This window comes from Cryobacterium sp. 10I5, assembly GCF_035019865.1.
GTDB lineage: Bacteria > Actinomycetota > Actinomycetes > Actinomycetales > Microbacteriaceae > Cryobacterium > Cryobacterium breve_A.
This window is the reverse complement of sequence record NZ_JASJVI010000013.1, coordinates 22,580-36,074: the sequence shown is the minus strand read 5'-3', so window position 1 is coordinate 36,074 and position 13,495 is coordinate 22,580. Positions and strand designations below refer to the sequence as shown.

Below are 13,495 nucleotides of genomic sequence, written 5' to 3'. Positions count from 1 at the left end.
AGCACACCCAGCACACCCACCACGCCGACCACGGCCCCCGCCGTGCTCGTCCTGGAGGACGGCAGGCGCTTCGTCGGCCGCGCATACGGCAGCCGCGGACAGACTCTCGGCGAGATCGTCTTCGCGACCGGGATGACCGGCTACCAGGAAACCCTGACCGACCCGTCATACGCCGGCCAGATCGTCCTGATGACCGCCCCGCACATCGGCAACACCGGGGCCAACGACGAGGACATGGAGTCCTCCCGGATCTGGGTCGCCGGATTCATCGTGCGCGAACCGGCCAGGATCGCCTCGAACTTCCGCTCGACGCGCACCCTCGACGAGGACCTCACGAACAATGAGGTCGTCGGGATCAGTGGCATCGACACCCGGGCGATCACCCGGCACATCCGCTCCGCCGGCGCCATGAAGAGCGGCATCTTCTCCGGCCCAGCCTTCGACCTGTCGGCGGGGGAACAGCTCGAACTCGTCCGCGGCGGCGCCGCGATGCGCGGCCGCAACCTGTCGGACCAGGTCTCAACGGTCGAACCCTTCCAGATTCCGGCGAAGGGCGAGCGGATCGGCTCCGTCGCCGTGCTGGACCTCGGCGTCAAGACCTCGACGCTCAACTACCTCGCCGAACGCGGCTTCGAAGTACTCGTCCTGCCCCAGTCGGTCACGGCGGAGCACGTTCTCTCGCTGGGCCCGACCGCGCTGTTCTTCTCCAACGGACCAGGCGACCCCGCCGCGTCCGACGCGCACGTCACCCTGCTGCAGGAAGTGCTCCGGGCCGGGGTGCCGTACTTCGGCATCTGCTTCGGCAACCAGCTCCTCGGCAGGGCGCTCGGTTTCCGCACCTACAAGCTTCCCTTCGGCCACCGCGGAATCAACCAGCCGGTGCTCGACAAGACCACCGGCCGCGTCGAGATCACGTCGCAGAACCACGGCTTCGCCGTCGACATGCCGATCGAAGGCGTCAGTGACTCCCGAACCGGTTTCGGACGGGTCGAGGTCAGCCACTACAGCCTGAACGACCAGGTCGTCGAAGGCATCCGCTGCCTCGACATTCCGGCGTTCTCCGTGCAGTACCACCCCGAGTCTGCGGCAGGCCCGCACGACGCCAACTACCTCTTTGATCGGTTCAGGGACATGGTGACCGCCCACACGGCGGCCGCCGGAGCAGGAGACGCCAAGTAATGCCCAAGCGCGACGATATCAACAGCGTCCTGGTCATCGGAAGCGGGCCGATTGTGATCGGCCAGGCCTGCGAATTCGACTACTCCGGAACCCAGGCCTGCCGCGTGCTCCGCGCGGAGGGCGTCAGGGTGATCCTGGTCAACTCGAACCCGGCCACGATCATGACGGACCCCGACTTCGCGGATGCGACGTACATCGAGCCGATCACCCCGGAGATCCTCGAGACGATCATCGCCAAGGAACGCCCGGACGCGATCCTGCCGACCCTCGGCGGCCAGACCGCGCTCAACGCGGCCATCCAGCTGCACGAGCGCGGCATCCTCGAGAAGTACGACGTCGAACTGATCGGCGCATCCTTCGAGGCGATCCAGAAGGGCGAAGACCGCCAGATCTTCAAGCAGCTCGTACTGGACGCCGGCGCGGACGTCGCCCGTTCGCACATCGCGCACACCGTGGACGAGGCCATCGGCTTCGCCGAAGACCTCGGCTACCCGCTCGTGGTGCGCCCGTCGTTCACGATGGGCGGGCTCGGTTCCGGCTTCGCGTACACCGAAGAGGAACTGCGCCGCATCGTCGGCGACGGCCTGCACCAGAGCCCGACCACCGAGGTCCTCCTCGAGGAATCCATCCTCGGCTGGAAGGAATACGAACTCGAGATGATGCGCGACACGGCCGACAACACGGTCGTCGTCTGCTCGATCGAGAACGTCGACCCGGTCGGCGTGCACACCGGCGACTCGATCACCGTCGCCCCCGCGCTCACGCTCACCGACCGCGAATACCAGAAGCTCCGCGACATCGGCATCGACATCATCCGCGCCGTCGGCGTCGACACCGGCGGCTGCAACATCCAGTTCGCGATCGACCCGGCCGACGGGCGCATCATCGTGATCGAGATGAACCCCCGGGTGTCCCGGTCATCCGCCCTCGCGAGCAAGGCCACCGGCTTCCCGATCGCGAAGATCGCCGCGAAGCTCGCCCTCGGCTACCGGCTCGACGAGATCCCGAACGACATCACCCAGGTCACCCCCGCAAGCTTCGAGCCGACCCTCGACTACGTCGTGGTCAAGGTGCCACGTTTCGCGTTCGAGAAGTTCCCCGCCGCAGACCCGCGCCTCACCACGACCATGAAGTCCGTCGGCGAGGCCATGGCGATCGGCCGCACCTTCGCATCCGCCCTGCAAAAGGCACTGCGCTCGCTCGAGAAGCGTGGATCGTCGTTCCACTGGGGCGAGGAGACCCGCACGCTCGAGGAGCTGCTCGAGGTCGCGTCGATCCCGACGGACGGCCGAATCGTCACCGTGCAGCAGGCCCTCCGCAAGGGCGCCACGATCGACCAGGTCTTCGAAGCCACCAAGATCGACCCGTGGTTCATCGACCAGATCGTGCTCATCAACGAGATCGCCGACGAGGTCGCGGCCTCCGAACGGCTCGACACGGACATCCTCCGCACCGCGAAGGACCACGGTTTCTCCGACGCCCAGATCGGCGAACTCCGCGGCTTCGGTGAAGCGGATGTCCGCAAGGTCCGGCACATCCTCGGCGTGCGCCCGGTCTACAAGACCGTCGACACCTGCGCGGGGGAGTTCCCGGCCCTGACCCCGTACCACTACTCGAGCTACGACGAGGAGACCGAGGTCGTCCCGAGCGACCGCCGCAAGGTCGTCATCCTCGGCTCCGGTCCGAACCGCATCGGCCAGGGCGTCGAGTTCGACTACTCCTGTGTGCACGCCTCGTTCGCCCTCTCCGAGGCCGGCTACGAGACCATCATGATCAACTGCAACCCTGAGACCGTCTCGACGGACTACGACACGAGCGACCGGCTCTACTTCGAGCCGCTCACCCTCGAAGACGTACTCGAGATCATCCACGCGGAGAGCCAGAGCGGCGAACTCGTGGGCGTCGTCGTGCAGCTCGGCGGCCAGACGGCCCTCGGACTCGCGAAGGGACTCGAGGCGGAGGGCATCCCGATCCTCGGCACCTCGCCCACCGCGATCGACCTCGCGGAGGAGCGCGGCCTGTTCTCGAAGATCCTCGACGAGGCCGGCCTGCTCGCTCCCCGCAACGGCGTCGCCACCGACTTCACCGGTGCGGTCGTCGTCGCAGAGGAGATCGGTTACCCGGTCCTCGTCCGCCCGAGCTACGTGCTCGGCGGACGCGGCATGGAGATCATCTACGATTCCCTGTCGCTCGCGGACTACTTCGAGCGCATGCAGGGTCAGGGCATCATCGGCCCGTCGCACCCTGTGCTCGTCGACCGGTTCCTGGACGACGCGATCGAGATCGACGTCGACGCGATCTACGACGGGACCGAGCTCTACATCGGGGGCGTCATGGAGCACATCGAGGAAGCCGGCATCCACTCCGGGGACTCGAGCTGCACCCTGCCGCCCGTGACCCTCGGCCGTGCCGAGATCAACCGGGTCCGCGAGGCCACCCTCGGCATCGCGCAGGGCATCGGCGTGCGCGGCCTGCTCAACGTGCAGTTCGCCATCGGCGCCGGTGTGCTCTACGTGCTCGAGGCGAACCCGCGGGCCTCCCGCACGGTACCCTTCGTCGCCAAGGCGCTCGGGATCACCCTCGCCAAGGCTGCAGCGCTCATCATGGTCGGAACCAGCATCGCCGAGCTCAAGGCGAGTGGAAAGCTGCCTCTCATCGACGGCTCCCGTGTCCCGATGGAATCGCCGGTCGCCGTGAAGGAGGCCGTGCTGCCCTTCAACCGGTTCCGCACTCCGGAAGGTCACGTCGTCGATTCCGTGCTCGGCCCGGAGATGCGCTCGACCGGCGAGGTCATGGGTATCGACCGCGACTTCCCCCGCGCCTTCGCGAAGAGCCAGCTCGCCGCGTACGGCGGAATCCCGCTAAGCGGAACCGTGTTCGTCTCGGTCTCCGACCGCGACAAGCGTGCGATCATCCTGCCGATGCTGCGCCTGCAGCAGCTCGGCTACGAGATCGCCGCGACCGAGGGCACCGCGGAGGTGTTGCAGCGCAACGGAATCCGGGCGCGTGTCGTCACGAAGTTCAGCGAGAAGCACGACGAGGAAGACACGTCGATCGTCGAACTGATTCGCAGGGAAGAGGTGCAGATCGTCATCAACACCCCCGGCGGTCGGACCGCCCGCGCAGACGGCTACGAGATCCGGGCGGCGGCCGTCGCCGCCGACCTGCCGCTGTTCACCACGATCGCGGAGCTCAGCGCCGCGGTCGCCTCCATCGACGCGATTCGAGGCGGGTTCGAGGTGACATCGCTCCAGGAGTATGCCCTCACGCGGGAAGCCCTGCTGTGACCGGTGCCACCTTCGGCGACCGCCTCGACGACGCCTTCGGCCGGTGGGGCCAGCTCTGCGTGGGTATCGATCCGCACGCCTGGCTGCTGTCGGACTGGAACCTGCCGGACACCGCTGACGGCGCTGAGACCTTCGGGCGTCTCGTCGTCGCCGCGTGCGCGGGCCGGGTCGGCCTCGTCAAGCCCCAGCTCGCCTTCTACGAGCGGTTCGGGTCGCGGGGCTACCTCGCCTTCGAACGCGTGCTCGCGGACGCCCACGCCGCAGAACTGCTCGTGATCGCGGACGTCAAGCGCGGCGACCTCGGAACGAGCGTCGCGGCATACGGCGAGGCCTGGCTCACCCCCGGGTCCCCGCTCGAAGTGGACGCGATCACCGTCAACGCGTACATGGGCGTCGGTTCTCTCGAGCCGGTCTTCGAACTGGCCGCCGCTGCGGGCAAGGGACTCTTCGTGCTCTCCGCAACCTCGAATCCGGAGGCGAGCGCTGTCCAGCGCGCCCGAGTCCCCGATGGTCCCTATGCCGGGGGCACGGTGGCCCGCGCCGTCTTCGACGACGTCGCCGAGCGCAACCTTGGGGCGGGGGCAACCGGCAGGCTCGGCTCCATCGGCGTCGTGCTCGGCGCGACCCTCGACCTTGCCGATTTCGGCCTCGACCTCTCTGCGGCACCCCCTTTCGGAGCCACTCCGATCCTCGCTCCCGGATTTGGTCACCAGGGTGCGCATGTCGCTGATCTGGGAAACCTCTTTGGGGGGTACGCTCAAACCGTAATAGTGAGTGAATCTCGTAGCGTATTGTCGGCAGGCCCGGAACGAATCGGACAGGCGATCGCACGCCGAGTACTTGAAGCAGGAGCGGCCCGTGGCTGAGAATCGCCCTACCCCACCAGACGTCGATCGAGTTGCCGCATCGCGCGCAGCCGTCGCAGCGCGCCGAGCGCGCGCAGCGGTCAAGGCCGAGATCGCGGCAGGGAAGCGCACACCGCTTGCCGTGCTCGCCACCGCCATCGATCATCCGGACGGCGTCGAAGGACGCCTGCGCGCGACGGAGTTCCTCGTCAGCATCCCGGCCATCGGAGTCACGAAGATGCGCCGGATCATGACCCAGCTCGAGATTTCGCCGTCCAAACGGCTCGGCGGCCTCGGCAAGCACCAGCGCGACCGTTTGCGTGAGTTCCTCGCCAACCGGACCGTCTCCCGTCGTGGGTCCTCCGACGCACACCTCGTCGTGCTCGCAGGGCCGACGGCGGTCGGCAAGGGTGCCGTCGCCGGCTACATCCGGGAGAACTACCCCGATGTGCTGCTCTCCGTGTCGGCAACGACCCGCGCCCCTCGGCCTGGTGAAGTCGAAGGAAAGAGCTATTTCTTCGTCACCGATGAGGAATTCGACCGCATGGTCGCGTCGGGGGAGCTCCTCGAGTGGGCCGTCGTCCACAATGCCTTCCGCTACGGAACCCCGCGCGAACCCGTGGAGCAGGCGCTCGCGAGCGGCCACAGCGTCCTCCTCGAAATCGACCTGCAGGGGGCACGCTCCGTCCGAGCGGCCATGCCGGAAGCGCGAATGGTCTTCCTGCTTCCGCCGAGCTGGGACGAACTGGTGCGCCGACTGATCGGCCGCGGCACCGAAAGCCCCGCGGAACAGGCCCGCCGCCTGGAGACCGCGAAGCTCGAACTGGCCGCCCAGGACGAGTTCGATTTCCGCGTGGTCAACCAGGAGGTCAATGTAGCGGCCCGGGAAGTCGTAGACTTGATGAATCTGCGTAAAGCGCCCTCGCTGCTTTGACGCACCCCGACTTATCCGTCTACTCGCCGCAAACGCTCTGAAGGAGTGCCACCTTGGCCAACAAGCCCACCGGTATCATTGACCCGCCCATCGACGACCTGCTCACCAAGGTCGACTCCAAGTACGCGCTCGTGATCTTCGCGTCCAAGCGCGCCCGCCAGATCAACGACTACTACGCCGACCTGCACGAAGGCAGCCTCTTCGACAACGTCGGTCCGCTCGTCGACTCGACCGTCGACGACAAGCCGCTCTCCGTGGCACTTCGCGAAATCAACGAAGACAAGCTCGTCTCCCGCCCGATCGTCGAGTAGCGCCCCGCGAAGCGCGCAGGATGTCGCACGGACGCACGATCGTCGTCGGAATCACCGGCGGCATCGCCGCGTACAAAGCGGTCAACATCGTGCGCGCTTTTGTGCTGCTCGGGGACTCCGTGCACGTGGTGGCGACGCCAGCGGCGTTGCGCTTCGTCGGCAGGCCGACACTCGAGGCGATCTCACGGAATCCCGTGCACACCGATCTCTACGAAGGTGTCGCTGAAGTGCGCCACGTCGCCATCGGCCAGTCGGCGGACCTGATCGTCGTGGCTCCTGCGACGGCGAACACGATCGCCAAGCTCGCGGCCGGCCTCGCCGACGACCTGCTCGGCAACACGATCCTCGCGAGCACCGCGCCACTCGTGATCGCCCCGGCGATGCATACCGAGATGTGGAACAACCCGGCGACGGTGCACAACGTGCAGACCCTTCGAAACCGCGGCGTCATCATCGTCGGCCCCGGCGTTGGACGCCTGACCGGATCGGATTCCGGTGCCGGCCGGATGGAGGAACCGGACGTCATCGTCTCTGCGGCCCTCGCGGCGCTGCACCCGGCCGGCCCGGCCAGGGACCTCTCCGGCAGGCGCATCGTCATCACCGCGGGCGGCACCAGGGAACCCCTCGACCCCGTCCGCTTCCTCGGTAACCGCTCGAGCGGCAAGCAGGGCGTCCGCCTCGCCGAGGCCGCCACGGTGCGGGGAGCGTCGGTCGTACTGGTCGCCGCGAACCTCGAGATTCCGGTGCCGGCGGGCATCGAGACGCGCCTCGTCGGCACAGCACTCGAACTCCAGTCCGCCGTGACCGAGGCGGCCGTCGGCGCGGACGCCGTCATCATGGCCGCAGCCGTGGCCGACTACCGCCCGGCGAAGGTCCGGGGCGACAAGATCAAGAAAGAGGATGTGGGGGACACCCTCACTCTCGAACTCGTCCGGAACCCGGACATCCTCGCCGGCCTCGCGGCGGCGAAGACGGCAGGTCAGCTCGTGATCGGTTTCGCGGCGGAGACGGAGGCCGACCCTGACCGGCTCCTCTCCCTCGGTCGGGAGAAGCTCGCGCGCAAGGGCTGCGACTACCTCGTTCTCAACAGGGTCGGCTGGACAGAAGGCTTCGCCGCGGAACGTAACGAGGTTCGGATCATCGATTCGGCCGGAGTTATAGTGGCGGAGGCCGCGGGGACGAAAATGTCAGTGGCCGGCCGCATCCTTGATGTCGTGGTCACCGGACTCGGCTGACACCTTCTTGCATACTTCTTTTCCACCATCAACACAGAGACAGGCCAGATGAGCGATCTTCGCCTCTTCACTTCCGAATCCGTCACCGAGGGTCACCCGGACAAGATCTGCGACCAGATCTCCGACAGCATCCTCGACGCCCTCCTCACCGAGGATCCGAACAGCCGCGTGGCCGTCGAGACCCTGGTCACGACCGGCCTCGTGCACGTCGCGGGAGAAGTGTCGACGGAAGCGTACGTCGAGATCCCGTCGATCGTTCGCAAGTGCATCACCGACATCGGGTACGACTCCTCGGACGTCTGGTTCGACGGTCGCTCCTGCGGGGTCGAAATCTCGATCGGCGGCCAGTCTCCGGACATCGCACAGGGCGTCGACGACGCATTCGAGCACCGCGAACAGGCCAGTGTCGAAGACTACGACCGCCAGGGTGCAGGCGACCAGGGCATCATGTTCGGCTATGCCACCCGGGAGACTCCCGAGCTCATGCCGATCCCGATCTGGATCGCGCACCGCCTCGCCGAACGACTCGCCGAGGTTCGCAAGTCCGGCGAACTCGACTACCTCCGCCCCGACGGCAAGACCCAGGTCACGATCGGCTACGACGGCATCATCCCGCGCACCGTCGAGACCGTCGTCCTGTCCACCCAGCACGCCCCCTCCGTCACGACGGAGCGTCTCCGCGCCGAGATCGAAGAGCTCGTGATCCGCCCGGTGCTGTCTCGCGTCGAACTCGATTCGTCGAGCCTGACCATGCTGATCAACCCGACCGGTCGCTTCGAGATCGGCGGGCCGCAGGGCGACGCCGGACTCACCGGCCGCAAGATCATCATCGACACCTACGGCGGATCGAGCCGTCACGGCGGTGGCGCCTTCAGCGGTAAGGACCCGTCCAAGGTCGACCGTTCCGCCGCATACGCGATGCGCTGGGTCGCCAAGAACGCCGTCGCCGCCGGGCTTGCCGAACGACTCGAGATCCAGGTCGCGTACGCGATCGGTAAAGCTGCGCCGGTCGGGCTCTACGTCGAGACCTTCGGAACCGGGGCACTGCCCGACAAGGAGATCACCGCGGCGATCCGCGAGGTCTTCGACCTGCGCCCCGCCGCGATCATCCACCACCTCGACCTGCTCCGCCCGATCTACCAGAAGACGGCGACCTACGGTCATTTCGGTCGCGAACTGCCCGAGTTCACCTGGGAGAGGCTGGACCGCGTCGACGAGCTGAGAAGCGCCTCCGGGATTTGATCGTGGGACGCACGGGCCTCGTGGCACGCGTCCTGATCGAGTCGACGCTGCCCCAGCTCGACCATCTCTTCGACTACGGCATCCCGGACGAGCTCGCCGCCGCTGCGCGGCCAGGGGTGCGGGTCCGGGTGCCGTTGCGCTCGGCCGGGCGCGTCGCCGACGGGTACCTGATCGAGGTGCTCGATGCCGGGGGAGCCGTTCTCTCCACCCTGAACGCACCGGCGGGAGATATCGAGCCCCCGAAGGGTGCCGGTGCCGACTTCCACGGCGCCCTGAGCCCGATCGAGGCCATCGTGTCCGCGGCGCCCGTGCTCACGGCGGAGGTCTGGCGTCTCGCCCGCCGGGTCGCCGATCGCGCGGCCGGCAACGCGAGCGATGTGCTCCGGCTCGCGATCCCCCCTCGCGCGGTGCGGGTCGAGAAGGCCTGGCTCGCCGCGCAGGAGCAGGCCGCGGGCGAGCAGGCCGCGCGGGACCAGGCCGAACCGGATTCGGAAACCGAGCCGGCGTCAGCCTCCGGTTTCCCGGACTACCCGGCCGGTCTGCTCGACGCGGCCCTCGCCGAGCGGAAGCGGCTCAGCGTGGCCGCAGTACCCGCCCTCGTCGCCCTGCCGGACGGGCGCACCGTCGGACACTGGGCGACCACGATGGCCGAACTCGCTGCCGCCACCGTGCGGAGCGGGCGAAGCGCCATTCTCTGTGTTCCCGACTACCGCGACCAGGACCAGCTCCAGGCCGCCCTCGACGTCTGCGCGCCGGCAGGCACGGTGAGCAGGGTCGACGCCCGCCAGCCGAACCCGGAGCGCTACCGGGCCTTCCTCTCCTGCCTGGAACCCACTCCGCGGATCATTCTCGGCAACCGGTCCGCGGTCTATGCGCCCGCGCACAACCTCGGGGCGATCCTGCTCTGGGACGACGGGGACCCGCTGCACTCCGAACCGCTCAGTCCGTACGTCAACGCCCGCGACGCCGCACTGGTCCGTCAGGCCCTGAGCGGCTGCGCACTGATGTTCGTCGGGCACACCCGCAGTGTGCCCGTGCAGCGGTTGCTCGAACTGGGCTTCCTCGGCGAGGCGCATCCCCTGAGCCCGCGTCATCCTCGGGTGATCCCCACCGAATTCCAGCTCAGCCCCGACCGTCAGGAGCGGACCAACCGGATCCCCTCCGCCGCCTGGCAGGTGGCCAGGGCCGCCCTCGCCGAAGGACCTGTGCTCGTGCAGGTCGCGAGCCCGGGGTACGCGCCGACCCTTGCCTGCCAGACCTGCAAGAAATCGGCCCGCTGCACGCACTGCCAGGGACCGCTCGCCCTCGCGAGCGCGAACGCCGTGCCCTCCTGCCGCTGGTGCGGCAAGCTCGCCGCCGGCTGGAGCTGCCTGCACTGCGAGGGCACGTCCCTGCGGGTCGTGTCGCTCGGAACCGGGCGCACCGCAGAGGAACTGGGCCGCGCCTTTCCCGGCGCGCTCGTCCTCGTCGCCGACGGGGAGCATCCGCTGCAGCAGATCGGGGCGGCCCCCGCCCTCGTCGTCGCGACGCGCGGGGCCGAGCCGATCCCCGCGGGCGGCTACCGGGCGATCCTCCTCCTCGACGGTGAGAAGATGCTCGCCCGCGAATCCCTCGGCGTCGCAGAGGACTGCCTCCGGTGGTGGAGCAACGCAGCTGCCCTCGCAGCGCCCGGCGCGTCCGTCATGCTCGCCGGGGTCGGCGGGGCCCTCGCGACGGCGCTCAACGCGTGGCAGCCCGGCGCCTTCGCGGCCGCAGAACTCGCGGACCGCAGGCAGTTGCGCTTCCCGCCAGCCGTGCGCGTCGCCTCCGTCACGGGGACAGCGGCCGACGTCGCCGCAGCGGTCGAGGGCCTCGCGGACGTGCCAGGCCTCGACGTGCTCGGTCCGGTCACGACCGACGATCCGCTTGTCCGGGCCGTCGTGCGATTCAACTACGCGGACGGCGACGAGGTGGCCCGGCTCGTGAAGGCCGCGATCGTGCGCAATGCAGCCCGCCGTCGCCGGCCGAAAGGCGCCGCCTTCCGCCCGGCACCTACACTCAAAGTACGATTCGACGACCCGGAGCTGCTCTAAATGAAACTCGTATTCGCGGGCACGCCCCAGGTGGCGGTGCCTAGTCTCCAGGCCCTTGCCGACTCGCCGCACTCCATCGCGGCCGTCATCACCCGGGCGGATGCCCCCCTCGGCCGGAAGCGCGTGCTCACCCCGTCGCCCCTCGCGCAGGCCGCTGCCGGGCTCGGGCTACATTTGCTCAAGACCAATCGCCTCGACGCTACGGCGACGGAACAAATCGACGCCCTCGCACCAGACCTCGGCGTCATCGTCGCATACGGCGGGCTCGTCCGGGAGCCCCTGCTCTCTGTTCCGCGCCTCGGCTGGATCAACCTGCACTTCTCCCTGTTGCCGCGCTGGCGCGGTGCCGCGCCGGTGCAGCGCGCCATCATGGCCGGCGACGAACGGACCGGAGCGGCCGTCTTCCAGCTCGTCGCCGAGCTCGACGCCGGTGCCGTGTTCGCGAGTTTCTCCGAACCGATCTCCCGGCACGCGACCGCGGGCGGGCTCCTCGAGTCCCTGAGCCACAGCGGTGCCGTGCTGCTCAGGAACGTCGTCGACCAGCTCGAGGCCGGCACGATCGAGGCAGTGCCCCAAGTGGGCGAGCCGACCACCGCCGCCAAGCTCGGCCTCGCCGATGCCAGGATCGACTGGGCCGCATCCGCTGACACCGTCTACAACCGGGTGCGCGGCGTGACGCCGGAACCCGGAGCCTTCACCATGCTCGGCGACGCGCGCCTCAAGGTCCTCGGCCTCGCGCCGACCCACGGCGCCCAGCCGCTTCCGGCGGGCGTGATTCGCGAATTCGACAAGAAAGTGCTGGTAGGAACCGGGACGGAGCCGCTCGAGCTCGTCACGGTGCAACCGGCTGGAAAGACACAGATGAAGGCAATCGACTGGTGGCGCGGCATGGCAGCGACGGACGTGGTCGCCTCATGAGCGTCCAGCAGCACCAGGGCTTCGTCCAGCCCGCCCGCCGGGTCGCATACGAGGTCATCGCCGCTGTCCGCGAGTCGGATGCCTACGCGAACCTGCTGCTGCCGACCCGCATCCAGCGGGCCGCACTCAGCACGGCGGATGCGGCCCTCGCGACCGAACTGACCTACGGCACCCTGCGCATGCAGGGCTACTACGACCTCGTGATCGCGGAAGCGGCGGGCCGGCCGGTCACCGCGATCGACCCGGCCATCCTCGACGTGCTGCGCCTCGGCGCCCACCAGCTGCTCGCGACGCGCGTGGCGACCCACGCCGCCGTCAACGAATCCGTCGAACTGGCCCGGCAGGTCGGCTCCCGCGCCGCCACGGGCTTCACCAACGGCGTGCTCCGCACCATCTCCCGCTCGACCCCGGAGGAGTGGCGCGAACGGGTCCTCGCCGGAGCAAGCTCCGCAGACGACCGGCTCGCCGCCGAACACTCGCACCCGGTCTGGGTCGTGCGCGCCTTCCGGCAGTCGCTGCGCCTCGAGGGTCGTGAGGCCGAACTCGAAGACCTGCTCATCGCCGACAACGCCGCACCCCGGGTCAACATGGTCGCGCTGCCGGGCATCACGACGGCGGAGGAGACCGCGGGCCTCGGCCGCCCCAACGAGTATTCCCCGGTCGGGTTCATGCTCGCGGGCGGGGACCCCGTGCACCTCGTCAACGATCATGACGGCCGCATCCGGGTGCAGGACGAGGGCTCCCAGCTCGCGGCGCTCACCCTGAGCCGGGCCCGCCCCATCACACCTGGCGAACGCTGGCTGGACCTGTGCGCCGGACCCGGCGGCAAGGCCGCACTGCTCGCCGCCGAAGCACGCACGGGCGGCGCCGAACTCGTCGCGAACGAGCTCGTTCCGGCCAGGGCCACGCTCGTGCGCCGCGCCCTCACCGCGGTTCCCGGCACCGTGCCGGTCTGGGAACTCGACGGGACCCGCATCGCCGTCAATCACGCAGAGGAATTCGACCGGATCCTGCTCGACGCCCCGTGCACGGGCCTCGGTGCCCTGCGACGCCGGCCCGAGGCGCGCTGGCGCAAGCTCCCGCGCGACGTCGCCGAACTCTCCGACCTGCAGTCCGGCCTCATCGACGCCGCTCTCGGCGCCCTGAAGCCCGGCGGCCTCCTCGCGTACGTCACGTGTTCCCCGCATATCGCGGAGAGCCGCGGTATCGTCGCGACGGCGCTGAAGAAGTGGGGAGACCGCGTGCGGGCCGTGGACACGGCCGCGGTCGTCCAGGGATTCAGCGGCACCCCGCTCGACCTGCCGGGCGACGGAACGAGCGTGCAACTGTGGCCGCACCGCCACGGCACGGACGCGATGTTCATCACCCTGCTCGAGCGCACCGCTTAGCAATACTCGTGAGGTGTCGCATATCGACGTTCGCCGGGCGAATGAAGGTCGATGTGCGACACCTCACGGAGCGGGGCGGCATGC

General features: G+C 68.8%; 10 protein-coding genes. All 10 read left to right on the top strand.

Annotation, left to right across the window (positions count from 1 at the left end):
* Positions 1–42: 42 nt before the first annotated feature.
* Genes carA through QN350_RS06190 form a run of 10 tightly spaced genes read left to right on the top strand, consistent with a single transcriptional unit; the run spans position 43 to position 13,411 of the window.
* A complete protein-coding gene (gene carA, locus QN350_RS06235; protein WP_281536047.1) occupies positions 43–1,179 on the top strand; it encodes a glutamine-hydrolyzing carbamoyl-phosphate synthase small subunit in 1,137 nt (378 codons plus the stop codon).
* On the top strand, positions 1,179–4,466 hold the full coding sequence (gene carB / locus QN350_RS06230) for a carbamoyl-phosphate synthase large subunit (protein ID WP_322139996.1): 3,288 nt from the start codon (positions 1,179–1,181) through the stop codon (positions 4,464–4,466). Before carA ends, carB begins: the two co-directional genes overlap by 1 nt.
* Positions 4,463–5,332, top strand: a complete 870-nt coding sequence (pyrF, locus tag QN350_RS06225) for an orotidine-5'-phosphate decarboxylase (RefSeq protein WP_281535085.1) — start codon at positions 4,463–4,465, stop codon at positions 5,330–5,332. Before carB ends, pyrF begins: the two co-directional genes overlap by 4 nt.
* Positions 5,325–6,245: a guanylate kinase gene (gene gmk, locus QN350_RS06220; protein WP_322139995.1), complete on the top strand. Its 921-nt coding sequence runs from the start codon at positions 5,325–5,327 to the stop codon at positions 6,243–6,245. Before pyrF ends, gmk begins: the two co-directional genes overlap by 8 nt.
* A gap of 53 nt (positions 6,246–6,298) precedes the next feature.
* Positions 6,299–6,556 carry a DNA-directed RNA polymerase subunit omega gene (gene rpoZ, locus QN350_RS06215; protein WP_134448746.1) on the top strand — a complete coding sequence of 86 codons (258 nt, stop codon included), beginning with the start codon at positions 6,299–6,301 and terminating at the stop codon, positions 6,554–6,556.
* A gap of 20 nt (positions 6,557–6,576) precedes the next feature.
* Positions 6,577–7,791 carry a bifunctional phosphopantothenoylcysteine decarboxylase/phosphopantothenate--cysteine ligase CoaBC gene (coaBC, locus tag QN350_RS06210; protein ID WP_323502549.1) on the top strand — a complete coding sequence of 405 codons (1,215 nt, stop codon included), beginning with the start codon at positions 6,577–6,579 and terminating at the stop codon, positions 7,789–7,791.
* A gap of 48 nt (positions 7,792–7,839) precedes the next feature.
* A complete protein-coding gene (metK, locus tag QN350_RS06205; RefSeq protein WP_281535082.1) occupies positions 7,840–9,033 on the top strand; it encodes a methionine adenosyltransferase in 1,194 nt (397 codons plus the stop codon).
* Positions 9,034–9,035: 2 nt separating this feature from the next.
* Positions 9,036–11,105, top strand: coding sequence for a primosomal protein N' (locus tag QN350_RS06200; protein ID WP_322139993.1), 2,070 nt, complete (start codon positions 9,036–9,038; stop codon positions 11,103–11,105).
* The gene (gene fmt, locus QN350_RS06195; protein ID WP_322139992.1) at positions 11,106–12,023 is read left to right on the top strand and encodes a methionyl-tRNA formyltransferase; all 918 of its coding nucleotides are present in this window, start codon (positions 11,106–11,108) and stop codon (positions 12,021–12,023) included.
* Positions 12,020–13,411, top strand: coding sequence for an RsmB/NOP family class I SAM-dependent RNA methyltransferase (locus QN350_RS06190; RefSeq protein ID WP_322139991.1), 1,392 nt, complete (start codon positions 12,020–12,022; stop codon positions 13,409–13,411). Before fmt ends, QN350_RS06190 begins: the two co-directional genes overlap by 4 nt.
* The last annotated feature ends 84 nt before the right edge of the window (positions 13,412–13,495 follow it).